25 protein-coding genes are annotated in these 24853 nt (G+C 58.0%); 13 read left to right on the top strand and 12 right to left on the bottom strand.

All coding sequences use genetic code 11. From position 1 onward, the window contains the following. Window positions 1–89 precede the first annotated feature (89 nt). Window positions 90–389: a hypothetical protein gene (locus AC2FI8_RS10585; RefSeq protein ID WP_282120109.1), complete on the top strand. Its 300-nt coding sequence runs from the start codon at window positions 90–92 to the stop codon at window positions 387–389. Here the strand turns inward: AC2FI8_RS10585 and AC2FI8_RS10590 are convergent, their stop codons facing one another. Next, the gene (locus AC2FI8_RS10590; RefSeq protein ID WP_058273684.1) at window positions 390–1145 is read right to left on the bottom strand and encodes a sulfite exporter TauE/SafE family protein; all 756 of its coding nucleotides are present in this window, start codon (window positions 1143–1145) and stop codon (window positions 390–392) included. Window positions 1146–1305: 160 nt separating this feature from the next. On the opposite strand from AC2FI8_RS10590, the gene mdh reads away from it, so the two are divergent. From mdh to lpdA, 10 genes are all read left to right on the top strand, one after another. Then, a complete protein-coding gene (gene mdh / locus AC2FI8_RS10595) occupies window positions 1306–2268 on the top strand; it encodes a malate dehydrogenase (RefSeq protein ID WP_058273532.1) in 963 nt (320 codons plus the stop codon). 363 nt (window positions 2269–2631) lie between these two features. Beyond that, entirely contained in the window at window positions 2632–3825 is a 1194-nt protein-coding gene (gene sucC, locus AC2FI8_RS10600; protein WP_058278788.1) for an ADP-forming succinate--CoA ligase subunit beta, read from the top strand. An 83-nt stretch (window positions 3826–3908) separates the two neighbouring features. After that, on the top strand, window positions 3909–4790 hold the full coding sequence (sucD, locus tag AC2FI8_RS10605) for a succinate--CoA ligase subunit alpha (protein WP_496725829.1): 882 nt from the start codon (window positions 3909–3911) through the stop codon (window positions 4788–4790). Window positions 4791–4793: 3 nt separating this feature from the next. After that, window positions 4794–5495, top strand: a complete 702-nt coding sequence (locus AC2FI8_RS10610; protein WP_496725828.1) for a hypothetical protein — start codon at window positions 4794–4796, stop codon at window positions 5493–5495. 34 nt (window positions 5496–5529) lie between these two features. Continuing rightward, window positions 5530–6072, top strand: a complete 543-nt coding sequence (locus AC2FI8_RS10615; protein WP_496725827.1) for a DUF805 domain-containing protein — start codon at window positions 5530–5532, stop codon at window positions 6070–6072. Next, window positions 6069–9026 (top strand): 2-oxoglutarate dehydrogenase E1 component, encoded by a 2958-nt coding sequence (locus AC2FI8_RS10620; RefSeq protein ID WP_496767546.1) that lies wholly within the window; start codon window positions 6069–6071, stop codon window positions 9024–9026. Before AC2FI8_RS10615 ends, AC2FI8_RS10620 begins: the two co-directional genes overlap by 4 nt. A gap of 3 nt (window positions 9027–9029) precedes the next feature. Next, a complete protein-coding gene (odhB, locus tag AC2FI8_RS10625) occupies window positions 9030–10544 on the top strand; it encodes a 2-oxoglutarate dehydrogenase complex dihydrolipoyllysine-residue succinyltransferase (protein ID WP_496767547.1) in 1515 nt (504 codons plus the stop codon). 2 nt (window positions 10545–10546) lie between these two features. Continuing rightward, window positions 10547–10816, top strand: coding sequence for a hypothetical protein (locus AC2FI8_RS10630; RefSeq protein ID WP_058273540.1), 270 nt, complete (start codon window positions 10547–10549; stop codon window positions 10814–10816). Window positions 10817–10899: 83 nt separating this feature from the next. Further along, window positions 10900–11289, top strand: coding sequence for an MAPEG family protein (locus AC2FI8_RS10635; RefSeq protein ID WP_496767549.1), 390 nt, complete (start codon window positions 10900–10902; stop codon window positions 11287–11289). Window positions 11290–11378: 89 nt separating this feature from the next. Continuing rightward, the gene (gene lpdA, locus AC2FI8_RS10640) at window positions 11379–12767 is read left to right on the top strand and encodes a dihydrolipoyl dehydrogenase (RefSeq protein ID WP_496778931.1); all 1389 of its coding nucleotides are present in this window, start codon (window positions 11379–11381) and stop codon (window positions 12765–12767) included. A gap of 19 nt (window positions 12768–12786) precedes the next feature. On the opposite strand, the gene AC2FI8_RS10645 is transcribed toward lpdA, so the two are convergent. Further along, window positions 12787–13365, bottom strand: a complete 579-nt coding sequence (locus AC2FI8_RS10645) for a TetR/AcrR family transcriptional regulator (protein WP_496767553.1) — start codon at window positions 13363–13365, stop codon at window positions 12787–12789. A gap of 102 nt (window positions 13366–13467) precedes the next feature. Between AC2FI8_RS10645 and AC2FI8_RS10650 the strand changes: the two genes are divergently transcribed. Then, the gene (locus AC2FI8_RS10650; protein WP_496767555.1) at window positions 13468–14061 is read left to right on the top strand and encodes an NAD(P)H-dependent oxidoreductase; all 594 of its coding nucleotides are present in this window, start codon (window positions 13468–13470) and stop codon (window positions 14059–14061) included. Window positions 14062–14187: 126 nt separating this feature from the next. On the opposite strand, the gene AC2FI8_RS10655 is transcribed toward AC2FI8_RS10650, so the two are convergent. The 5 genes from AC2FI8_RS10655 to AC2FI8_RS10675 all read right to left on the bottom strand — a co-directional run bounded on the left by AC2FI8_RS10655 (window position 14188) and on the right by AC2FI8_RS10675 (window position 18218). After that, a complete protein-coding gene (locus AC2FI8_RS10655) occupies window positions 14188–15225 on the bottom strand; it encodes a sterol desaturase family protein (RefSeq protein ID WP_496778933.1) in 1038 nt (345 codons plus the stop codon). A gap of 87 nt (window positions 15226–15312) precedes the next feature. Continuing rightward, window positions 15313–15918: a pyridoxamine 5'-phosphate oxidase family protein gene (locus tag AC2FI8_RS10660; protein ID WP_496778935.1), complete on the bottom strand. Its 606-nt coding sequence runs from the start codon at window positions 15916–15918 to the stop codon at window positions 15313–15315. Further along, window positions 15905–16645, bottom strand: a complete 741-nt coding sequence (locus AC2FI8_RS10665) for a lysophospholipid acyltransferase family protein (protein WP_496778937.1) — start codon at window positions 16643–16645, stop codon at window positions 15905–15907. The genes AC2FI8_RS10660 and AC2FI8_RS10665 overlap by 14 nt, the downstream gene beginning before the upstream one ends. After that, a complete protein-coding gene (locus AC2FI8_RS10670; RefSeq protein WP_496725817.1) occupies window positions 16645–17544 on the bottom strand; it encodes a cell division protein FtsX in 900 nt (299 codons plus the stop codon). The genes AC2FI8_RS10665 and AC2FI8_RS10670 overlap by 1 nt, the downstream gene beginning before the upstream one ends. After that, a complete protein-coding gene (locus AC2FI8_RS10675) occupies window positions 17541–18218 on the bottom strand; it encodes a cell division ATP-binding protein FtsE (RefSeq protein ID WP_496725816.1) in 678 nt (225 codons plus the stop codon). Before AC2FI8_RS10675 ends, AC2FI8_RS10670 begins: the two co-directional genes overlap by 4 nt. Before the next feature lie 184 nt (window positions 18219–18402). On the opposite strand from AC2FI8_RS10675, the gene AC2FI8_RS10680 reads away from it, so the two are divergent. Continuing rightward, window positions 18403–19122 (top strand): zinc-ribbon domain-containing protein, encoded by a 720-nt coding sequence (locus AC2FI8_RS10680; RefSeq protein WP_496778939.1) that lies wholly within the window; start codon window positions 18403–18405, stop codon window positions 19120–19122. Window positions 19123–19128: 6 nt separating this feature from the next. Here the strand turns inward: AC2FI8_RS10680 and AC2FI8_RS10685 are convergent, their stop codons facing one another. The 5 genes from AC2FI8_RS10685 to argH all read right to left on the bottom strand — a co-directional run bounded on the left by AC2FI8_RS10685 (window position 19129) and on the right by argH (window position 24833). Then, a complete protein-coding gene (locus AC2FI8_RS10685) occupies window positions 19129–21675 on the bottom strand; it encodes a TIGR02302 family protein (protein WP_496778941.1) in 2547 nt (848 codons plus the stop codon). Window positions 21676–21711: 36 nt separating this feature from the next. Beyond that, window positions 21712–22977 carry a diaminopimelate decarboxylase gene (gene lysA, locus AC2FI8_RS10690; RefSeq protein WP_496778943.1) on the bottom strand — a complete coding sequence of 422 codons (1266 nt, stop codon included), beginning with the start codon at window positions 22975–22977 and terminating at the stop codon, window positions 21712–21714. Between the two features lie 53 nt (window positions 22978–23030). Continuing rightward, window positions 23031–23180 (bottom strand): hypothetical protein, encoded by a 150-nt coding sequence (locus AC2FI8_RS10695; RefSeq protein ID WP_496722927.1) that lies wholly within the window; start codon window positions 23178–23180, stop codon window positions 23031–23033. Between the two features lie 82 nt (window positions 23181–23262). Then, window positions 23263–23445: an argininosuccinate lyase gene (locus AC2FI8_RS10700; protein ID WP_496738898.1), complete on the bottom strand. Its 183-nt coding sequence runs from the start codon at window positions 23443–23445 to the stop codon at window positions 23263–23265. Further along, complete coding sequence (gene argH / locus AC2FI8_RS10705; RefSeq protein WP_496778945.1) at window positions 23445–24833, bottom strand: argininosuccinate lyase; 1389 nt, start codon at window positions 24831–24833, stop codon at window positions 23445–23447. Before argH ends, AC2FI8_RS10700 begins: the two co-directional genes overlap by 1 nt. Window positions 24834–24853 lie beyond the last annotated feature (20 nt).

Raw genomic sequence — 24853 nt, forward strand, 5'->3', positions numbered from 1 at the left:
GCATTTGCGACGCAACGTGCGTTCCTTTAACCGGATTTCGGTCCAACGACGGCACCCTGACCGGCAAATGAATTCGAAAAGGGTCGAAGATGCACAAGACACTGCTGAAGATGACGATGGGCCTCGGAATCATGGTTCTGGCTGCACAACAGGCCCACGCCCGCAACTGCGCACCACGTGACGAGGTGATAAAACGGCTGACCGAAACTTACGGCGAAACGCGCCAGGGGATCGGCATCGCGCGTCAAGGCGCGGTGATGGAGCTTTATGCGTCGGACCAAAGCGGCAGCTGGACGATCACCGTGACACTGCCGGATGGAATGACCTGCCTTGTTGCCTCGGGTCAGGCTTATGAAATGATCGCCGATGCCCTGCCGCCCAACGTCTGATCAGGTCAAAGCGTCCCAGATCAGTTTACTGCCCGTGAGCGTCAGCAGCACATAGGCGATGCCAAAGAACAGGCGCTCGGACAGCATGAAATGCGCCCGCACCCCCAACCATGCTCCAAGAATCGCGAACGGGGTCAGCAACAGATCAGCCCAAGCGGTGTGCCACGTGAAAAGGCCGAGATAGGCGTAAGGCACAAATTTCGTGATGTTGATGACCCAGAAGGCCAATACAGTGCTGGCCTGAAACTCGGTCTTCGACAGGCGTTGCGACAGCAGGTAAACGGCGGCTGGCGGGCCGCCCGCATGGCTAACAAAGCTGGTGAAGCCAGCAACCAGTCCAGCGAACAGTCCGGCGGGGGCAGGCAGTCTGTTTGTGAAGCCGCGCACCCAGCCTTTGGATTGACTGACGTGCCAAACGACAAAACCAATGGAAATCCCCCCGATCAGTAGGCGCAGCAGATCATCATCGGTGGCGCGATAAAGCCATGCGCCCAACGCCACGCCAGGCACGGCCCCAAGGATCAACAGGCGCGAATCCGGCCAGCTCCAGCGTTTCCAATAGGGCCCAAGTGTTGCAACATCGATCACCATCAAGATCGGCAGCATGAGAGCCAGTGCCTGCCCCGGCTCCAATATCAACGCCAGAATCGATGAGGACGCAAAGGCCACGCCTGAGCCAAAGCCACCCTTCGAAATACCCGCAAATATCACAGCCGGTATCGCTACAACAAAAAACATCAGGTTCAATTCGAACATGCAGCGCCCCGGTTTCGGCCTGTATCCTTGGCCGTTTAGCGCAATCAGCCCAGGCAGTGCAAACGGTATGCGGTTGCATGCCGCGCCGCTGAACACTTGCGCGAAAGCCATTTAGCGACTAGCACAGCCGCGATTTCAATTCCGACCGGAGATTTTCCAAATGGCCAGACCCAAGATTGCGCTTATCGGCGCTGGGAACATCGGCGGCACGCTTGCGCACCTCGCAGCTGTCAAAGAACTGGGTGACGTTGTCCTGTTCGACATCGCAGACGGGCTGCCGCAGGGCAAAGCGCTCGACATCGCCGAATCCGGCCCTTCGGAAGGGTTCGACGCAGCCATGTCCGGCACCAGCGACTATGCCGATATCGCAGGCGCAGACGTCTGCATCGTCACCGCTGGCGTGGCCCGCAAACCCGGCATGAGCCGTGATGACCTGCTGGGCATCAACCTGAAAGTCATGAAGTCGGTCGGCGAAGGCATCGCAGCCCACGCACCCGACGCGTTCGTGATCTGCATCACCAACCCGCTGGATGCGATGGTCTGGGCTCTGCGCGAATTCTCGGGTCTGCCGCACAACAAGGTCTGTGGCATGGCTGGCGTTCTGGACTCAGCCCGTTTCGCGCACTTCCTGTCGGAAGAGTTCAACGTCTCGATGCGTGACGTCACCGCGTTTGTTCTGGGCGGCCACGGCGACACAATGGTGCCGTCGGTGCGTTATTCGACCGTAGCAGGCATCCCCCTACCCGATCTGGTCGAGATGGGCTGGACCACACAGGACAAGCTGGACGCCATCGTTCAGCGCACCCGTGATGGCGGTGCCGAAATCGTTGGCCTGCTGAAAACTGGCTCGGCTTACTATGCGCCTGCCACTTCGGCGATCGAAATGGCCGAAGCCTATCTGAAAGACCAGAAACGCGTTCTGCCCTGCGCTGCATATTGCAGCGGTGAGCTGGGCGTAGACGGTCTGTATGTGGGCGTACCCACCGTGATCGGTGCCGGTGGTGTCGAACGGATCGTCGACATCAAGCTGAACGAAGACGAACAAGCCGGGTTCGACAATTCGGTCAACGCCGTCAAAGGCCTGATCGAAGCGTGCAAGGGCATCGACAGCTCGCTGGCCTGATCCCTCTGCAGCGGTAATTCAGAACCCGGTTCACCATTGGTGAGCCGGGTCTTTCTTTGGACGATTACGGCGCCATTGAATCCACATGTCCCCGGCGCAGCTGCCATGAAAACGTTTGAATCCGCCGTCTCGGCGGACTGGCTAGGTTTAGCGCTAGCTGAAATCTCTCTTTATTCTAAAGGCCGTCATCGACGACGAATCAAAGGGGTGACCTTCATTGCATTTTGTGATCACACCCAAAAAAACCGTGATCACAAATAATGAAAATCTTTGTGAAAAACTGCTTCCCTGTCAAAAAACCCTTTAAACTTGCCCCCTAGACACCCCTATAACGGTGTAACGCAGTCAGACAGGACAGTTTCGATGAACATTCACGAATATCAGGCCAAAGCGCTTCTTCGCAGCTATGGCGCTCCGGTCTCCGAAGGTCGCGCGGTTCTGCGCGCTGAGGAAGCCAAAACCGCAGCCGGTGAGCTGGATGGCCCGCTCTGGGTTGTCAAAGCACAGATCCACGCGGGTGGCCGTGGCAAGGGCTCCTTCAAAGAGGCTGACGCCGGTGAAAAAGGCGGTGTTCGTCTGACCAAGTCGGTGGAAGAAGCATCCGAGGAAGCCAAGAAGATGCTGGGCCGTACGTTGGTCACGCATCAAACCGGCCCCGCGGGCAAGCAAGTCAACCGCATCTACATCGAAGCCGGTTCCGGCATCGAACGTGAACTGTACCTTGCCCTGCTGGTGGATCGCCAGACCAGCCGCATCTCGTTCGTCTGCTCCACAGAAGGTGGCATGGACATTGAAGAGGTTGCTGCTGCAACGCCCGAGAAAATCCTGTCCTTCTCGGTCGATCCGGCAACAGGCTATCAGCCCTATCATGGCCGCCGCATCGCCTTTTCGCTGGGGCTGGAGGGCGCGCAGGTCAAACAGTGCGTCAAACTGATGAGCCAGCTGTACGCCGCCTTCGTCGAGAAGGACATGGAGATGCTGGAAATCAACCCGCTGATCGTGTCCGACAAGGGCGACCTCAAAGTGCTGGACGCCAAGGTCGGCTTTGACGGTAACGCGGTTTACCGCCATCCGGATATTGCCGAGCTGCGCGACACGACCGAGGAAGACCCCAAGGAACTTGAAGCCTCTAAGTACGACCTGAACTACATCGCGCTGGATGGTGAGATCGGCTGTATGGTGAACGGTGCCGGTCTGGCGATGGCGACAATGGACATTATTAAGTTGTATGGCGCCGAGCCTGCCAACTTCCTCGACGTTGGTGGTGGTGCCACCAAAGAGAAAGTGACCGAAGCGTTCAAGATCATCACCTCGGACCCGCAGGTCAAAGGCATTCTGGTCAACATCTTCGGCGGCATCATGCGCTGTGACGTGATTGCCGAGGGCGTTGTCGCCGCGGTGAAAGAAGTCGGCCTCAAAGTTCCGCTGGTTGTGCGTCTTGAAGGCACGAATGTCGAGAAGGGCAAAGAGATCATCAACACCTCTGGCCTGGACGTGATCGCGGCGGACAACCTGAAAGACGGTGCCGAGAAGATCGTGAAGGCCGTCAAAGGCTAATCCCAATTCCGTGGGGTGGGATTTGCCCACCTTTCCGACGAATTCAGGCAGGCTCAGGCCCGCTTAAAACAGGAGAATGCCAAATGGCAGTCCTCATCGACGAAAATACCAAAGTGATCTGTCAGGGCTTTACCGGCTCGCAGGGCACATTCCACAGCGAACAGGCCATCGCTTATGGCACCAAGATGGTTGGCGGCGTGACCCCCGGCAAAGGCGGGATGACCCATCTTGACCTGCCCGTGTTCAACTCGGTCCACGAAGCCAAACACGTGACCGAGGCCAATGCCAGCGTGATCTATGTACCGCCGCCCTTTGCAGCGGACTCGATCCTGGAAGCGATTGATGCCGAGATGGAGGTGATCGTCTGCATCACCGAAGGCATCCCGGTTCTGGACATGATGAAGGTGAAGCGCGCGCTGGAAGGCAGCAAGTCACGCCTGATCGGCCCGAACTGCCCCGGTGTCATCACGCCGGATGCCTGCAAGATCGGCATCATGCCCGGCCACATTCACAAACGCGGGAGCGTGGGTGTCGTTTCCCGCTCGGGTACGCTTACTTATGAAGCTGTGAAACAGACAACAGACGTAGGCCTGGGCCAGTCCACCTGTGTGGGCATCGGCGGTGACCCGATCAAAGGCACCGAGCATATCGACGTGCTGGAATGGTTCCTGGCCGATGATGAGACCGAGTCGATCATCATGATCGGTGAGATCGGTGGCTCGGCCGAAGAAGAAGCCGCGCAGTTCCTGGCGGATGAGGCCAAGAAGGGCCGCAAGAAGCCGACCGCCGGTTTCATTGCAGGCCGCACAGCCCCTCCGGGCCGCCGCATGGGCCACGCGGGCGCGATTGTCGCCGGTGGCAAAGGCGGTGCCGAGGACAAGATCGAAGCCATGCGCTCAGCCGGTATCGTTGTGGCGGAAAGCCCGGCAACGCTGGGTGAGGCCGTGCTGGAAGCGATTGGGTAAGGCATGACCCTCGACCGGCTCAGCATCCATTGGGGTTTGACCATTTGCATAGGTGCTGTCGTGAACTTCACGAGTCCAGCAGTTGCACAAACCGCCATTGAGCGTGCCGCATTCGCGTGCATGCAATTGGATGAAGAGTCGGCTTACGCCAAATTGCAACGTCTCGGCTGGCAACGATTAATGCCAGTCGAACTCTCGGCAGAAGAAAAAGAAGTGCTTTCGACCGAGCATTTCCTGTTTAAAGCCCAGAGACCTAATAACCCCCATAGGCAGCAATCCTTCGAAGAAACCGCCAAGATTGCGACTAAGCGCGTCGAGCAACAGATGGCTCGCAACGCTTCCGCTTCAGACTTTTCGGGTGGCGCTGTTTTGAGGAACCGTTCCACGCAAGATTTAGTTAGTGTGCAAACTGAAAACCATAGAAAGTTTGAAAGAACATCTTGCACCTTTTTCTATACGCAACAAACTTCGCCGGGGCTCTTCGCACATGTGCAACGAAATCTTAAGTCATCTGGCTTTGGGAACTCACTTGTGGCTCGGATTGGAGCTTGGGACAACTACAAAAATGGTATTGAGCAAAGCGTAGAAGTTTACCTTTGGGACACTGCGCGCATCAGCGTGGCACTCCAACGAGAGTTTCCCGGAGAACTCATGGTTGTAGCCTCGGTTTGGCAACATGCTGAAAACAAGAAGGGGGATGAATAATGTCTCTCGGTCTTGAGATCAGATTGGGACTGCTATGACCTTCTCTGACGCCATCCGCACCTGTTTCTCCAAGTTCTTCACCTTCTCGGGGCGTGCCTCACGGCCCGAATACTGGTTCTTTTTCCTGTTCATCGTGATCTGGAACATCATCGCCGGGATCATCGACTGGCAGTTCTTCACGCAAGTCTCGGTCAGCCAGACCGACGAGGTTAAAGCCGTCACCGCCACGTCCTCTGCGCCAGTACAAAGCATCGTTGGCCTGATCGTATTTTTCCCTCATCTGGCCGTCGCGTGGCGGCGGATGCATGATACCGGGCGCAGCGGGCTTTTTGCCTTGCTACCGATCCTGCTGATCCTCGGTGCCGGGGCGGTTCTGTTCTTCGGCATCGGCCTTGCCTCCAGTTTCCAGCATGGCGGCAATCTGGACATCCTGTTCACCCGCGCCACGTTGCTGGTCGTTATCCCGACACTGCTTGTTTTGTTTGTGTCGCCCCTCCTGGTTCTGTGGTGGCTGACCCGCCCCAGCCAGCCAGGCACCAATCAATACGGTCCCAACCCACATGAGGTAGCCCAATGACCGAACATACGCCCAACTCTGCCTTTCATGCCTCAAGCTTTATGCAGGGGCATAATGCCGAATATCTGGAGCAGCTATATGCCCAGTACACCAAGGACCCGAACGCGGTGGATGCTGCCTGGGTCGAGTTCTTCCGGCAGATGGGCGACGCCACACCGGACGTCCAGCGCGAGGCCGAAGGGCCGTCCTGGGCACGGACCGACTGGCCTCCGATGCCGACGGATGATCTGACTGGTGCATTGACGGGAGAATGGGCCGAAATCGATGCTAAGGCAGCGGGCGACAAGATCAAGGACAAGGCCGAGGCCAAGGGCGTTCAGGTAAGCGAAGATCAGATCAAACGTGCGGTTCTGGACAGTCTTCGCGCCCTGATGCTGATCCGGGCCTATCGCATCCGGGGCCATCTAGCCGCTGAACTGGACCCGTTGGGCATGCGTGCCGCCAGCACTCACCCCGAGCTGGACCCGAAGACGTATGGCTTTACCGAAGCCGACATGGACCGCCCGATCTTTATCGACAACGTGCTGGGTTTGCAGATGGCCAGCATGCGCCAGATTGTCGAGATCGTTAAGCGGACCTATTGCGGTACGTTCGCGCTACAGTACATGCATATCTCAAATCCGGAAGAAGCCGCATGGCTGAAAGAGCGGATCGAAGGGTATGGCAAGGAAATCCAGTTCACCAAGGAAGGCCGCAAGGCGATCCTGAACAAGATGGTCGAGGCCGAAGGCTTCGAAAAGTTCCTGCACGTGAAATACATGGGCACCAAGCGGTTTGGTCTGGACGGAGGCGAGGCGTTGATCCCCGCGATGGAGCAGATCATCAAGCGCGGCGGTGCGCTGGGTGTCAGTGATATCGTCATCGGTATGCCCCATCGCGGCCGGTTGAACATCCTGGCCAACGTGATGCGCAAACCCTATCGCGCTATCTTCAACGAGTTTCAAGGCGGCAGCTTCAAACCCGAAGATGTAGATGGTTCTGGCGATGTGAAATACCACCTCGGGGCCTCAAGCGACCGCGAGTTTGATGGCAATTCCGTCCACCTGTCGCTGACAGCAAACCCGTCTCACCTTGAGGCGGTGAACCCGGTCGTACTGGGCAAGGTCCGCGCCAAGCAGGATCAGTTGGGCGACGAAGATCGCACCAGGGTCATGGGCATCCTGTTGCACGGTGATGCAGCTTTTGCTGGTCAGGGTGTTGTGGCCGAAGGGTTCGGCCTGTCCGGCCTCAAGGGCCACAAGACCGGCGGCACAATGCATATCGTGGTGAACAACCAGATCGGTTTTACCACCGCACCACATTTCAGCCGTTCCAGCCCCTACCCCACAGATATTGCCCTTATGGTTGAGGCACCGATCTTCCATGTAAACGGTGACGATCCCGAGGCTGTGACCCACGCTGCCAAAGTGGCGACCGAGTTCCGTCAGAAGTTCCACAAGGACGTTGTCATCGATATCTTCTGCTATCGCCGGTTCGGGCATAACGAGGGCGATGAGCCCATGTTCACCAACCCGATCATGTACAAGAAGATCAAGACACATAAGACCACGCTGTCGCTGTACACCGAACGTTTGGTCAAAGATGGCCTGATTCCCGAGGGTGAGATCGAGGATTTGAAGGCCGCCTTCCAGGCCCATCTGAATGATGAGTTCGAGGCGGGCAAGGACTATAAACCCAACAAGGCTGACTGGCTGGACGGGCGTTGGTCGCATCTGGACAAAAACAAAGAAGAATATGTCCGCGGCGACACTGCAATTAAACCAGAAACACTGGCCCAAATTGGCAACGCGCTGAGCCACGCACCCGAAGATATCGCAGTGCACCGGACCGTCGCGCGTCTTCTGGATCACAAGAAACAGATGTTCGAAAGCGGCAAAGGATTTGATTGGGCCACTGGAGAGGCACTGGCCTTCGGTTCGCTGCTGACCGAAGGCTATCCTGTCCGCCTGTCAGGGCAGGATGCGACACGCGGGACGTTCAGCCAGCGTCATTCGGGTTTTGTGCATCAGGAAACTGAAGAGCGGTACTATCCGCTGAACAACATTCGCGAAGGCCAGTCTAAATACGAAGTGATTGACTCGATGCTCAGCGAATATGCGGTTCTGGGTTTTGAATACGGGTTTTCGTTGGCCGAGCCAAATGCACTGACCCTGTGGGAGGCACAGTTTGGCGATTTTGCCAACGGCGCGCAGATCATGTTCGACCAGTTCATCAGTTCGGGCGAAAGCAAGTGGCTACGGATGTCCGGTTTGGTTTGCCTGTTGCCGCACGGTTTCGAAGGGCAAGGACCGGAACACTCGTCCGCACGTCTGGAACGGTTCCTGCAGATGTGTGGTCAGGACAACTGGATCGTGGCCAATTGTACGACACCGGCGAACTATTTCCACATCCTGCGCCGTCAGTTGCACCGCACCTTCCGCAAGCCGCTGATCCTGGTGACGCCGAAATCGCTGCTGCGCCACAAGATGGCGGTCAGCAAGGCAGAAGAGTTCACCACAGGCTCTAGCTTCCACCGCGTGTTGTGGGACGACGCACAACAAGGAAATTCGGACACCCAACTGGTCAAGGACGACAAGGTTAAACGCGTGGTGATGTGTTCCGGAAAGGTCTACTACGACCTGCTGGAAGAACGCGATGCGCGCGGTATCGACGATGTCTATCTGATGCGGATCGAGCAGTTCTATCCCTTCCCGGCGCATTCGCTGATCAACGAGCTTGAGCGCTTTAAGGGTGCCGAGATGATCTGGTGTCAGGAAGAGCCCAAGAACCAGGGCGCCTGGACCTTTATCGAGCCGAATATCGAGTGGGTTCTGACCCGCATCGGTGCCAAGCACACCAGGCCGCGTTATGTCGGCCGCGCCACATCGGCCTCTCCCGCGACGGGTCTGGCCAGCCAACACAAAGCCCAACAAGAAGCGCTGGTCGACGAAGCGCTGAGCATTGAAGGAAAATAATCGATGTCCATTGAAGTTCGAGTTCCCACGCTTGGCGAGTCGGTGACCGAAGCCACGGTTGCGACATGGTTCAAAAAACCCGGCGACGCCGTAGCCGTTGATGAAATGTTGTGCGAGTTGGAGACCGACAAGGTCACAGTCGAAGTTCCTTCTCCCGCTGCTGGCGTGATGGGCGAAATCGTCGCCGCCGAAGGTGAAACCGTTGGCGTTGACGCGCTGCTGGCCACTATTGCCGCAGGCGAAGGCGCAGCCCCTGCCCCGGCAGCAGCTCCGGCCCCGACTGCGGCGGCAGCTCCGGTGGCGTCGGGCGGCAGTGTCGACGTGATGGTGCCAACCTTGGGTGAATCCGTGACCGAAGCGACTGTTTCGACATGGTTCAAGCAGGTCGGTGACAGCGTCGCGCAGGATGAGATGCTGTGCGAGCTGGAAACAGACAAGGTCTCGGTCGAGGTTCCCGCCCCGGCTGCAGGCGTTCTGGCAGAAATCGTCGCCCCCGAAGGCGCGACAGTCGAAGCTTCGGCCAAACTGGCGGTGATTGCAGGCGCAGCGGCTGGGTCAGCTGCTGCTCCGGCTCCTGCGGCAGCAACCCCGGCTGCAGCAGCAAGCACCGGCAAGGACATTGCCAACGCCCCGTCCGCCGAAAAGGCTATGGCAGAGGCAGGTTTGTCTGCGGATCAGGTCACCGGCACCGGTCGGGATGGCAGGATCATGAAAGAAGATGTGGCCCGAGCAGCGGCAACAGCAGCTGCCCCGGCGCCCGCTGCGGCAGCTCCGGCCCCGGCACAAGCGCCACGGGCACCGGTTGCGGCGCAGGATGCGGCCCGTGAAGAGCGCGTGCGGATGACCCGCCTGCGCCAGACCATCGCCAAGCGTTTGAAGGATGCGCAGAACACGGCTGCAATCCTGACCACCTTCAATGAGGTGGACATGACCGAGGTGATGGCCCTGCGCAACGAATACAAAGACCTGTTCCAGAAGAAACACGGTGTGAAGCTGGGCTTTATGTCCTTCTTCACCAAGGCGTGCTGCCACGCGCTGAAAGAGGTTCCCGAAGTCAACGCCGAGATTGACGGCACAGACATCGTCTACAAGAACTTCGTTCACATGGGCGTCGCCGCCGGTACGCCTCAGGGTCTGGTTGTTCCGGTCATCCGAGACGCCGACAGCATGTCCTTTGCCGATATCGAAAAGGCCATCGCCGAAAAGGGCAAGCGCGCCCGTGATGGCAAATTGTCCATGGCAGAGATGCAGGGCGGCACCTTCACTATCTCGAATGGTGGTGTCTATGGCTCGCTGATGTCGTCGCCGATCCTGAACCCACCACAATCGGGTATCCTTGGCATGCACAAGATCCAGGACCGTCCGATGGTCATCAATGGTGAGATCAAGATCCGCCCGATGATGTATCTGGCACTGTCCTATGACCACCGGATTGTTGACGGCAAGGGCGCGGTGACGTTCCTTGTACGTGTGAAAGAGGCGCTGGAAGACCCGCGCCGTCTGCTGATGGATCTGTAATCATGGCGACACATGTACTCTGGCAAGCCGACGTGGCCGACTTTGATGTCTGGCTGAAGGTGTTTGAAGAAGACAAACCGATGAGAGAGGCCGCGGGCATCCGCGACCTCCATATCTGGAAAGACCCTGATCGCAAGGACCACGCGGTCGCGTTGTTCGAGATCACCGATCTCGACCGAGCCCAGAGCTTCATCGAATCCGAAGAGCTGGCCATGCACCACGAACGTGGTGGCGTGGCACATATCCAGACCAAGGTTCTGGACCCTGTCTGAAAGCATTAGGCTGCGCCTCCCATTGGGGGCGCGGCACAAACGGGTAACGCGATGACTTTCGACAGCTCAAAGGGAACCACTGGATGACCACGGAACTAACCGTCCTGACCCTTGCCGCATTACTTTGGGTCGCGCAATTCGTGGTCTATCTGGCTGCCGGGCACGGTAAGATTGACCTTGGCCTTGCGGTTGGCCCGCGAGATATTCCTTTTGACAAACCGGGGGTTTCGGGGCGTCTGCACCGTGCCCTCAGCAACCACACCGAAGGGTTGGTTCTGTTCGCAATTGCGGCGCTTGTCGTGACGGTTTCGGGCCAGTCGAACGGGCTCACTGCGGCCTGTAGCTGGATCTATTTGATCGCCCGCATCCTCTACGTCCCCGCCTACGCATTGGGTTGGACGCCTTGGCGAACTGTGATTTGGATTGTTGGCTTGTTGGCCAACACCGTAATGTTGCTGGCGGCTGTCTTTTGATTCAGTCGCTGGCGTGGATAAAGTAATGGGGAAACGCCCTGGCGCGCATACAAATGTCGCCATCCCCGTAATCGATAAGGACCTGACACATGGCAAATTATGACGTTATCGTAATCGGATCAGGCCCCGGCGGCTATGTTTGCGCCATCCGTTGCGCTCAGCTGGGCCTGAAGACTGCCTGCGTCGAAGGGCGTGAAACTCTGGGCGGCACGTGCCTGAACGTGGGCTGTATCCCGTCCAAGGCGCTGCTGCATGCCAGCCATCAACTGCACGAGGCCGAGCATAACTTTGCCAAGATGGGCCTGAAGGGCAAAAGCCCCTCGGTCGATTGGAAACAGATGCAGGGCTACAAGCAGGAAACGATCGACGGCAATACCAAGGGTATCGAGTTCCTGTTCAAGAAAAACAAGATCGACTGGTTGAAAGGCTGGGGCTCGATCCCTGCCGCGGGTCAGGTCAAAGTGGGTGATGAGATTCACACCGCAAAGAACATCATCATCGCATCCGGGTCCGAACCGTCCTCTCTGCCCGGTGTCGAGGTGGACGAAAAGGTTGTGGTGACTTCGACCGGAGCTTTGTCCCTGAACAAGGTTCCAAAGAAGTTGGTGGTGATCGGCGCGGGCGTGATCGGACTGGAATTGGGCTCGGTCTATCAGCGTCTGGGCGCTGAGGTGACTGTGGTCGAATTCCTCGACGCGATCACCCCCGGCATGGACCCCGAAGTTCAGAAGACCTTCCAGCGCATCCTCAAGAAACAAGGCCTTAAATTTGTCATGGGTGCGGCGGTTCAAAAGACCGAAGCCACCAAGACCAAGGCCAAAGTGACTTACAAGCTGCGCAAGGATGACAGCGAACATGTGATCGAAGCTGATACAATTCTGGTCGCCACCGGGCGCAAACCGTACTCGGATGGTTTGGGTCTGGAAGCGTTGAGTGTTGAAATGACACCGCGTGGTCAGATCAAGGTGGGGGCCGATTGGCAGACAAACGTGCCGGGCATCTACGCTATCGGTGACGTGACCGAAGGCCCCATGCTGGCGCACAAGGCCGAAGATGAAGGTATGGCCGCAGCCGAGCAGGTTGCGGGCAAGCATGGGCACGTGAACTACGGCGTCATCCCGGGTGTGATCTACACATGGCCCGAGGTCGCCAATGTTGGCGAAACCGAAGAGACGCTGAAAGAACAGGGGCGCGCCTATAAGGTCGGCAAGTTTATGTTCATGGGCAACGGCCGCGCCAAAGCGAACTTAATGACCGATGGGTTTGTCAAAATCCTGGCCGACAAGGAAACTGATCGCATTCTGGGCTGCCACATCATCGGCCCCGGTGCGGGCGATCTGATTCATGAAGTCTGTGTGGCGATGGAGTTCGGCGCCTCGGCCGAAGATCTGGCCCTGACCTGCCACGCCCACCCAACTTATTCGGAAGCCGTGCGTGAGGCTGCGTTGGCCTGTGGCGACGGACCGATTCACAGTTAATATTAAACCCCGGCCGCCGTCAGGTTGCCGGGGTTAACCACGCGTCCAGATAGATTTCCAACCTGTCTGAAAAACTCTCTGCTTCATGCAGAGCGCAGAACTTCAGCGACATTGACTGAATAGCAAAAGCCTGAACCCCCTCGGCCAACAAGTCGGGGGAAATGTCCTTGCGCACCTTCGCGGTTTCCAACCAACCAGCGACCAGTCGGACATAGCGTTCGAAGCAACGCGCTATGGGCCCGATCTCGGTTATTGCGGTAGCGCCTGAGTACCGGATGATCAGATCGAACACATAACGCTCTGACGTCATGAAGGCGTGGATCGGTTGCAGGGCATCGGCGATTTCGGGGGCTGTGCGTGGGGCGGGGCCCTGTTCGACCTGATCGAAACAGGCAACCAGCCTCTCACCAATCAGCATTTCCATCAGCGCGTCTTTGTCCCGGAAATGCGCAAAAAAGGTTCCCTTTGCGACCCCGGCTGCCTGAACCACGTCTTCCACTCGCAAAGCCTGATAGCCGTTTCTTTCGATAACGTCCTCTGCCGCCTCAATTAATCGGGCGCGCGTTTTAAGGGTTCTCTTTTGAACTGTCTTTTGCATATGCCCTGTTCGCATGTTTTTTGACCGTGGTCAAATTTTGTAATTGACCGTGGTCATTTTTTCCACTTATAAACTGACCATGGTCATTTTTGGAGATTCGCGATGCAACCTAAGAAAATCCTGATCCTCGACGGACACCCAGGCGAAACCAGCCTGTCCCGAACATTTGCTGAAACCTATGCTGACGCGGCCAAACGACAGGGGCACGACGTTCGCATGATTCACCTAAGCGACCTGCAATTTGACCATGACTTCGGTCAGGGAAACTATGAGGACTTCAAACCGTTGGAACCCGCATTGGAACAAGTGCTGCAGGATCTTGAATGGAGCGAACACCTTGTCCTGACGGCACCGATGTGGTGGGGCGGCTTGCCGGCCAAGCTGAAAGGTTTGATTGACCGGGCATTCATCCCCGGACGCACCTTCGACACGCGGAATACTACAAGGATCGGCTTTCCAGCACCTATGCTGACAGGGCGCACAGCGCGGGTCATCCTGACCTCGGACACGCCGGGCTGGTTCATGCGTTTGATCTACAGGCAAGCCCTGATCCGCCAGATCCGCGATCAGATTCTGGGATTTGTCGGCTTCAAACCGACCCGGTTCACTTACTTTTCGGGCGCCAGCTATCCCAAACCCGGCAGCGTGGATCGTTGGATATCAAAGGTAGCCCGGATCGGTGCCGCGGCAGCCTGATCCCGTGCTTACCCGACCTATTCAAGGCCGCTCATAAAGTTGCGCTCGCCTACGGCGGCAGGTCGATCCAATAGTGAATTCAATATGGGACAACCCGGGCGCAACCGGGTGGTCGACCGATTAACATTATTCCGCTGGCTCGTTGGTGACAGAGTTAGATTGAGCCGACGGCTTTTTGGGCCGGAACAGACGCCACGCATCCTGGAACGGCAACACGTACAGTTTCAGGCAAGAGTCCAACCTCAGGCCGTTGTCCTTTTCCGTTACACCAAATTTCACGTCCCTGTTGTCTTCAGGCATCACGTAAGTGCCGAAAACCACATCCCAGAATGGGAACATGAAAGCAAAGTTCTTGTCCAGGTGATCCGGGTGACAGCTGTGATGCACGTGATGATGCGCGGGTGACGGAAATACTTTTGACCAAACACCGGGCCAACGCAGCCATATATGGGAATGGCGCAAATTATAGCCCGCGAAGTTAAACAGGAACATAAAAACCGGAACGCCCAAAATAACAGGAAGGTTGGGGTGATACCCCAAGATCCGGAAAGTGAAGCCGGTGATAGCCCCCCCGCCCAAACCAATCAAAATATTGTAAAAAAAATTATCAATCGGATGCTCGCGGAAGTTGGAAATCGGGTGCATCACTTCAGCGCTGTGATGGACTTTGTGAAATTGCCACAAAAGCGGGATTTTATGCTGTAGATAGTGCGCAAAAAAGCCAAGAAAATCTGCGACAAGGAACAGTACAGCCATATACGCAACGGTGATACCGGCGCCTGTCCAACCCTCTAAGGATTGTGCCGGAGCAGCTTCATTGATACTGAACCCGCCGCTCGCCCAATAGTAGGACAGAGCCGCAGCAGCAGCGGACAGGCCAATCATCAAGAAGTGACCAATAAACATATGAAAAAAGAAGTATCGGACATCAAGCCAAGCTGAAGGGTGCCTCCAGACCTTTTTAGGGAACAGAAAACCAACAAAGCTCTTTTCGCCCAAAACCTCAGATGTGTTTTTTCGATTTCTGACGTAAATCCAGAACGCGATCAAAACCGAACTGCACAAATAAACGTAGTAGATTCGATTAACGGGATCGAACGGATACATAAGTACATTCCGAACGTGTTCAAAAAACGAGTTCAGAAGGGATTGTAACTGCTGCATTGTGGCCTCGGATCGTTTTTTACATCCTTAATTTTGGCCGAGCATTTGTCCACACTAGTGACAATTCCGTGACGATTTGTGGTCAGTTCACCACATCGTCTTTGCGGCGCGCGCACCCCATTCGCGATCATATTGCGTGCCGCCTTCGTCGCCGTCTGACGCCTCGGCGAGGATTTCACCGACGGTCGGCACATGCGCAGTCTCGTCGCCGCTGACCCAAGTACGGGCCCGCATCAAGGCGCGGGCGCATTGGGTGTAAATCTCAGTGATTTCGAAAACGATCACTGTTGCTGGTCTTTTGCCCTGCTTTTCGAACCGCGCGCGCAAATTTTCATCAGCTGTCACATGCGCCGTGCCATTCAATCGCACGACACTGTTGGACCCCGGCACCATGAACATCAACGACACTCGCGGGTCGCGCACGATATTGCGCAGACTGTCCAGCCGGTTATTTCCGCGCCAGTCAGGCATCGCCAGTGTGTGCGGATCAAGTTCCAGTACAACCGGGCCGTCGTCACCTCGCGGGCTGCCATCGACACCCTCGGGCCCAACGGTGCTGAGGATGCACAGGCGCGACGCCATGATCCACTTGCGATAAAGCGGTGTGAGTTGTCTGGCCACTTTGCGCATTGCAGGCGCGCCCGGCGTCCCGTAGAGCGCCTCGAGCGATTCGATGTCCTTAATGAACTCCATCCGGTTCAAACCCCACTTCTCGCATCAATGCATTGGATCGTGTTTCGATCACGTCTTCCAGACGTCCAAGAAATTGATCCCGCCCCACACCCGGTTCGATCGGGTCAAGAAAGTCGACGATTGCAAGACCAGGTTTGCGCATAACCCCGGTACGCGGCCAGAAAACACCAGCATTCGTCGCAACCGGCACACAAGGAAAGCCCAGTCCTTCATACAGAACTGCCGTCCCAACTTTGTAAGGTTTCTTCGCCCCCGGTGCGACGCGTGTGCCCTGCGGGTAAATCACAAGCTGCCCGGGTTCAGAGAACTCTTTAGCCACGTCTTTGACCATCTTGGCGACGGCAGCACCCTTTCTGCCGCGATCAACCGGTATGCACCCAAGGCGACGGGCATAGAGACCGATAACCGGGGTATACAGCAGTTCCCTTTTCATAATGAACTTGCCGTGCGGAATGGCGCTGAAAATCATGATGATGTCGAGAAAGGACTGGTGTTTGGCTCCAATTACGACCTCGTCCACTGGAATGTTTCCGCGAACCTCACAACGGATGCCAACCATCCAGCTTGCCAACCAGATCGTCGATCGCGCGTAGGTTTTACAGGCCTGCAATGCCCCACGTTTTGCAAACAACGCGTAAGGGGCGAAGACGATACCAAGGATCAGCATCCACGCATAAATCACGATCATGAAGATCAAAGAGCGCACCCATTGGATCGCTGTAGCCATCACGAAAGCTCCTTCAATTTGCGCACGGCCGCTGTCCAGGTGGCCAAGAACGCCACCGCAGCCCCCAGCAGAGGTATCAGCGCAGGCAACAGCCAGCCAACCCCCTGAAAACCCAATCCAGTCAGAAACCCGCCCTCTACCGAGGCTTCGGGCAACAGAAGAACACCGGTCATGCCGAACAGCACCCCGACCAGCGCACCGAAGAAAGCGCGATATGTGAACCGCCGTACAAATGCGCTGGCGATAAAACGATCACGGGCACCGACCAGACGCAGGACTTCGATGATCTGCGCATTGGCCGCCAATGAGGCATTGGCCGCCAGCGTGATCATCGCCGCGGTTGCGCCTCCGATCAGCAGGATAGACACCCAGCCCAATCGCCGCAGCGAGTTTGCCGCCTCGACCAGCGGCTCGCGCCAGCGTGAATGGTCGTCCAGCACGGCGCCGGGCACTTCGGCACCAAGTCGCAAGCGCAAGCCAGCGGTATCTAGACCCGGTTCGCCCTCGATGATTTCTATTAGTTGCGGAACAGGCAGAGTATCCAGCGGCAAATCAGGACCGAACCACGGGGACAAAAGCGCGACCTGTTCCTCTGCGGCCAGGGCGCGTGCCGACGCAACGCCAGGGGTTTGGGCCAGCACGGTCAGCGCGGCCTCGGTCTGGGCGGAAAGTTGTTCGGCGGGCGCGTTAATACGCAATGTGGCAGCCCCCGCCAGTTCCGATGCCCAACGGTCGGCCAGCCGGCCTGATGCCAGCGACAAGGCAAGCGCGAAAACGGCCAGAAAGGCCATCGCACCGGAAACGAACAGTGTCAGCTGCGCCGTGTAGCCGGATGGTGGAACAACCCGATCTGCGCGTTTGTCGCGCACCAGCATGCTGCGGATGGTGCCCTTGTTCATAGATCCGCCCCCGCCAATTGAATCTGGCGCTGCGATATCCGAAGGACGCGGGCCTGAACCTGGCTTTTGGCCGCGCGGATCAGGCTCAGGTCATGGGTTGCGATCAGCACGGTCTTGCCCATTTTGTTCAACTCGACCAGCAGGCGCAGCAATCGCTGGGACATTTCCCAATCCACATTGCCGGTCGGCTCATCTGCCAGCACAACGTCCGGTGACAGGATGACAGCCCGCGCCAATGCCGCGCGCTGACGCTCACCCCCGGAAAGTTCCGGTGGAAGCGCATCGAGCCGTGTGCCCAGCCCGACCCAGTTCAGCAATTCCAGCAGGTCCTCTTTCTGCGCATTCTCGCCTTTGCCGGACACCATCAATGGTAACGCGACGTTCTCAGCCAAGGTCATATGGTCCAGAAATCGGCAATCCTGATGCACGACCCCGATCCGGCGACGCAGCAGCGCCATCTGATCTCGGTCCAGGCGTGCAATATCCTGCTCAAATGCGCTCAGCCGTCCTGATGTGGCCAGCAACGCTCCATAACACAGCTTGAGCAAGGTCGTCTTGCCCGCACCCGACGGACCGGTCAGAAAATGGAACGACCCCGGCTGCAACTGAAGCGACACGTCGCTCAGCAACTCACCATCACCATAGGTGTAGCTGACGTTTTCCAGCTCGATCACAAGGGCCCCCAATTATTGTTGCCGCCCTTCTTGCCCGAGCGCGGTTGTGGTTTCAATGCCTGCACCGGGTCGAATTGGTGACACTTGCCGTGTGAAACCGAAAACACCCTTTGCGGTCAGGTCTTAACGGAATAACATCCCTGAAAAAACTATTATCAGGTCGGGCCCCCGACCGGGAGGCAGCATGCGTCTTACTTGTCCGAATTGTGGTGCTCAGTACGAAGTGCCAGACGAGGTCATTCCCGAGGAAGGCCGCGATGTGCAGTGTTCCAACTGTGAAAAGACTTGGTTTCAGGCCAAATACCCCGAAACTGCATCTGAACCGGTAAGGCCGGAACCGCCCGCGGACGAACCCGCGGCAAAGGCGGAAACGCCAGAGATTGTCGCGAAACCTATCGAAGAGCCCGAACCTGCCGCAGCTTCCTCGACCGGCAATGTCGACCCGGCGGTTGCCAACATCCTCAAGGAAGAAGCGGCCCGCGAAGCAGACCTGCGCGCCCACGAAGGCAGCAGCCTTGAGACGCAGACCGATTTGGCTCTCGACGCGCCGCCCGAAGTGGAAAAAGCCGCCAAGGACCTGATCGCGACAGAAACCGCAAAGGATTTCGGTCAGAAAGACGCGCTGCCGGATGTCGAGGCAATCAATTCCAGCCTGCGCAGCGACGATCCCTTGCCAAAGCTGGACGAGGACATGCCCCCGCCCCGCAAGTCTGGCGGGTTCCGGCGCGGGTTCCTTCTGATTCTGGTTGTCGGGGTGACCCTGCTGCTGATCTACAGCAATTCCCAGAAGATTTCCGAAGCGGTGCCGCAGGCTGATCCGGTTCTCAACAGCTATGTCTCTCTGGTGGATCAGGCGCGTTTGTGGCTTGAGGCGCAGACCGGGTCTGGCACCTCTCAGAACTGACTAAGATCAGAACCTTTCTAACAGGCGTTTGAGGTATTCCAGTTCGATCTGGGGGCGATCCGATTCCCCAGTCCGGCGGCGGATTTCGTCCAGCAATTCGCGGGCGCGACGATAGACATCTTCACCCTGCAACAGGTTTTCATCGGTCGAGATTGTGCCATTGGCCCCCGGGCTGCGTCCCAATGGGTCACGGTTGTCGGCTTGCATATCTCCTTCCTGCGACCCTTGGCCCGGCTGGTTCTGCTGGTTTTGGGCCAGTGCTTCGCCCAGAGATCGCATCCCCTCGCGCAGAGCCTCCATCGCTTCGGATTGTTGGTCGATTGCTTCGGCCAGATCATCGCCGCGCAGGGCTTCTTCGGCGCCCTCCATCGCGCGCCCGGCTCGGTCCAGCGCATCGCGCGCGGCGTCACCTTCAGGGGTTCCGGTACCGGGCAATCCTTGCTGCTGGCGGTTCAGCTCATCGCGTAAGGCCTGTTGGCGATCTGCAAGTGACCCCTGGCCTTGCTGGCTGCCGCTGCCCTGTTCGTCAGTCCCCTGACCCTGACCGCCTTGTCCTTCGTGGCTCTGGCCCCGGCCCTGCCCACCCGAGCGGCCTTCGTTGCCCTGGCTTTCGCCGGCTTGCGCGCCGGGGTTGAACTGTTCCTGCAGATCACGGAAGGCTTGATCGCTCAGACCTTGCTGTTCGCGCAGAGTTTCGGCCAATCCTTCCATCGCCTGCTGGCCTTCGGACTGTTGTCCCTGACCCTGGCCCTGGGTAACGCGCATATTCTCCATCATCTGCTGGAACTCTTCCAGCGCTTGCTGCGCCTCGGCCATGCGGCCCTGTTCCATCAGCTCCTGAATTCGGTCCATCATGCGTTGCAGGTCGTCCTGCGTCATTTGCATGGACTCGCCGTCCTGACCTTGCTGGTTCTCGTCGAACTCGCCGTTTTCCTGCGCCAGACGTTGCAATTGGCGCATGTAGTCCTGCGTTGCCTCGCGCAGTTCCTGCATCAACTCGGCGATCTCTTCATCCGTGGCACCGTTTTTCATCGCCTCTGTCAGGCGCTCCTGCGCCCGGCGCATGCGTTCCAGCGCGTCGGCAAGGGTACCGTCTTCTATCAGAACGCCTAGCTCCCAAAGCGCCTCGGCGATTTCTGCCTGCTGTTCCGGTTTCAGGCCGTACTCGTTGAACATCTCCAAACGGCGCAGGATCACGCGCAGGCGCAGATAGGCGGTGTCGGACCGGAAAAGCTCTTCGGGCAAGTGCGATACCGCCCGCAGCATTTGCGAAACCCGGGTCGCGTTTTCGCGCGTCCACAGCAGATCGCGGCGCTGTTCGATCACGGCGGCGGCCAGCGGGTCAAAGAACCGGCGCGCGGGCAGCGCAGTCGCATAAGGCTCGGATTGCCCCTCTTGATCCGCCGCGTCTCGGGCCATCAGGGTTACTTTTACCGGCAAATGCGCCCATGGATGCTGTGAAAAATCCTCGATTAGATCTTCGGTGAAATCCGCCCGATCACCGGTGATCGGCATGGGCAGTTCAACCTTGATGACCTCGCGCGGCTCAGGCGCAGAGGTCAAACCATATCGGCGGTCGACCGAGGCCAGATCCAGTTCGATCACCGCCGAGCCGGATACCACGCCATAATCATCGCTGGCAGCAAATGGCAGTTTCATCTGACCGCCGGCCTCGGACTCGGCGGAACCGGCCACGGCCACCTGTGGGCGGGTATCCGCAATAACGTTCAGCGCCCAATCGCGGCCCGATGGGCCGTCGATTTTGAACTGGCCCGAGCGTTCGACGACAAAATCCTGGTCCGGCTCGGTGGCCGCCTCAGTGCCCAAAGGCGTGGTGGTTTCCGTCAAACTGTGCGCGCCGATTTCCCCGTAGAAGCGAAGAGTGATACGACTGCCCTGCGGAACGGACAACGTCGGATCGGATTGATCAGCCAGATACAGCGTCGGTAGCCCGGTGTAACGCGGCGGCTCAACCCAGCCTTCCCAGCTGGGCCCTTGCCCTGCCACAGCAGCGCCCGGCGTCATCTCGGCCACCGAGCCGATGCGCCAGAACGACCCGAACATCGCCGCGATCACCAGCGCCAGCAGTGCTGAATAACGCAGCGCATAAGGGTCGCGATCCGCCAGCCGCAAATCGGGTTTGACAGGTTCCGCCTGCGCAACACGTCGCGCCATCCTATTCTGGTGCGCGCGCCACAACGCGACAGAATCCGTGTCCATCGCGCCGATGGCCTGATCATCTATCAAAGCTTGGATAGGCCGCCCCGGCATCGCCGCATCCAGCCGCATCAGCGCTTCGGCACGTGAAGGGAAATGGAATCGCCTTGCACCAACAAACAGCGTAGCGGCCAGCCCCAACAGTGCGACAGCGCCCACACCCCAGACGATTTCAACGCGGACCTCGTCCTGCAAGCCCAGCATCAAAGCCGCCAGAATCGCCATCAGAACCGAGAAAAAGGGCCAAAACGCGCGCAAAAACTGCTCGGCCAGCATCCCTGCGTGCGTCAGCCACAGGGACAGTCTTGGGATCGGCAGGTTGTGTTTTGCGCGCAAAGCGGGCCTCCTGATCGGGCCCACGCGCCTATCGCGTCAAAGCCACTCAGGTATGGTATCGCGGTTTATGATTTCGTCAAAGCTTGGCCGTTCACGAATAACTGCAAATTGATCCCCGTGCACAAGAACCTCTGGGATCAGGGGACGGGTATTGTACTCGCTGGACATCACCGCGCCATAGGCCCCGGCACTGCGGAAGGCGACCAGATCGCCCGGTGAAAGGGGCGGCATGTTGCGTTCCTTGGCAAAGGTATCGCCGCTTTCGCAAACAGGGCCGACAATGTCATAGGGTTGCTGTTCAACGCCCGGAGCGGGTTCATTTACGGCAACGATGTCATGATGTGCCTCGTACATCGCCGGACGGATCAGGTCGTTCATCGCGCCGTCGAGGATCAGAAAATCACGGCCCTCGCCAGATTTCACGTAAATCACCTTGCTGACCATCAAACCCGCATTACCGGCAATAAGACGCCCGGGTTCGATCTCGATCTCGCAGCCCAGATGGCCCAGCGTTTTCTTGATCAACGCGCCATATTCCACTGGCAACGGTGGTGCGTCATTCGCGCGGGTGTATGGAATGCCCAAGCCCCCGCCCAGATCAAGGCGGCGGATATTGTGTCCCTCGGACCGCAACTTTTCGGTAAGTTCGGCGACTTTGGTGTAGGCTAGCTCGAACGGCTCTAACTCGGTCAATTGCGAGCCGATGTGGACGTCGATACCGATCACCTCCAGCCCCGGAAGGCAGGCTGCGTGGGCATAAACCTCAGATGCGCGGGCGATCGGGATGCCAAACTTGTTCTCGGACTTGCCAGTCGCGATTTTGGCGTGGGTTTTTGCGTCAACATCAGGATTCACCCGAACGGTGATCGGTGCAACCACGCCCAGTTCCAAAGCGATGGCGTTGATCACTTCCATCTCAGGCTCGGATTCAACATTGAACTGGCGGATACCGCCGCTCAGCGCAGCGCGGATCTCATCCGCGGTCTTGCCAACACCCGAGAACACGATCTTGTCGCCCGGCACGCCCGCCGCCTTGGCACGCAGGTATTCCCCGCCCGAGACCACGTCCATTCCCGCACCGGCCTGTGCCAGCGTCTTCAGGATCGCCTGATTGCTGGCCGCCTTCATCGCATAGCAGACCAGATGATCCATGCCGTCCAGCGCATCGTCGAACAGCTGGAAATGCCGCAATAGCGTCGCGGTGGAGTACACATAGAACGGTGTTCCGACCGCAGCTGCGATTTCGGAAATCGGGACATCCTCGGCGTATAGCGCGCCGTCGCGGTAGAGAAAGTGATCCATGACTGCGCGCTTAGACCAAAATGGCCACGCGGATCAATGGATTCCGCGCAAGATCAGTTCGATGTGGAAACACCGACCCGGCCATAGCCAGAGATTTTGATGCCGTTCCCGGTTGATGTCTCTGCGGGCTCAGGGCGGGGTTTATATGTTGGGTCGCAGGCTGCCAGTACGACTAGCGAGAGGATCAGGCCGATGGTTTTCATTGTCTTGACTTCTTTTTTGAATTTGGCGCTCGGCCACTATGCCGTTCAAATATGCATGGTTATGCGAGATTGCTATCGACGATTACAGCCCCAGGAAAACGCCGAGCCCGCCGCGTCGTAGGCCGACCCCGACACCGCCATAGGTGCCGCTGCTGCCGACACCGATATTTGCGCTCATCGTGGGTTGGATCGGTTCGCCGTCCGCTCCGCAGCCGGCCAGAAGAGCCCCGGCCGAAATAAGAAGCACCACACGTAGTATCCGCATCACACCAGCGCCTTCCACCGCTTGACCTGGGCACGCACCTGATCTGGTGCCGTGCCGCCATAAGACTGGCGTGAGTTTACCGAATTTTCGACGGTAAGGACAGAATAGACATTGTCGTTGATGTCCGCATGGACCGATTGCATGTCTTCCAGCGTCAGATCAGGCAGGTCACAACCCTTGCTTTCCGCCATGGCGACCAGCGATCCGGTAACGTGGTGCGCGTCGCGGAACGGCAGGCCCGGCACACGGACCAGCCAATCGGCCAGATCGGTCGCAGTCGAAAAACCAGACCCTGCGGCGGCAGCAAGGCTTTCGCGGTTGGCCGTCATGTCCTTGACCATGCCTTCCATCGCGGCCAGAGCAAGCATCCAGTTATCTGCGGCATCAAAGACCTGTTCCTTGTCTTCCTGCATGTCCTTGGAATACGCCAGCGGCAAGCCCTTCATAACCATCATCAGCGCAGTATTCGCACCGTAAATCCGACCTACTTTGGCACGGATCAGTTCCGCGGCATCAGGGTTCTTTTTCTGCGGCATGATCGACGATCCGGTCGAGAACCGGTCAGAAAGCGTAACAAACCGGAACTGAGCCGAAGACCAGATGACCAGCTCTTCGGCAAAGCGCGACAAGTGCACAGCGCAGATTGAGGCGGTCGACAGGAATTCGAGCGCGAAATCACGGTCGCTGACCGCATCCAGTGAGTTGGCGGCGGGGCGGTCAAAGCCCAGCGCCTCAGCCGTCATCTGACGATCGATGGGGAAGGACGTTCCAGCCAGCGCGGCTGCACCCAAGGGGGATTCGTTCATCCGGGCGCGGGCATCGCGGACGCGGGACAGGTCACGGCCGAACATCTCGACATAAGCCATCATATGATGGCCCCAAGTCACTGGCTGGGCGGTTTGCAAGTGGGTGAAGCCAGGCATGACCCAATCAGCGCCAGCCTCAGCCTGCGCCAAAAGCGCGCGGATCAGGGCCAGCAGACCGGATTCAGCCGCATCAAACTGATCACGGACCCATAGTTTGAAATCGGTCGCCACCTGATCATTGCGCGACCGGCCTGTGTGCAAACGGCCTGCGGGTTCGCCAATCACCTCTTTCAGGCGCGCCTCGACATTCATGTGGATGTCTTCCAGCGCGGTCGAGAACTGAAATTCTCCGTTCTGGATTTCTGACAAAACGGTGAGCAGCCCTTCCCGAATAGCCTGCGCATCACTATCAGTAATAACACCTGTGGCAGCCAGCATGGCGGCATGGGCACGCGAGCCTGCAATGTCCTGGGCTGCCATCCGCTGATCGAACCCGATCGAGGCATTGATCGCCTCCATGATCGCGTCTGGACCGGCGGCAAAGCGGCCGCCCCACATCTGGTTCGAAGATTGATCGGTCATGTAAGAAAACCCGGAGTTGA

It is taken from the genome of Ruegeria sp. CDSB029, assembly GCF_059611125.1.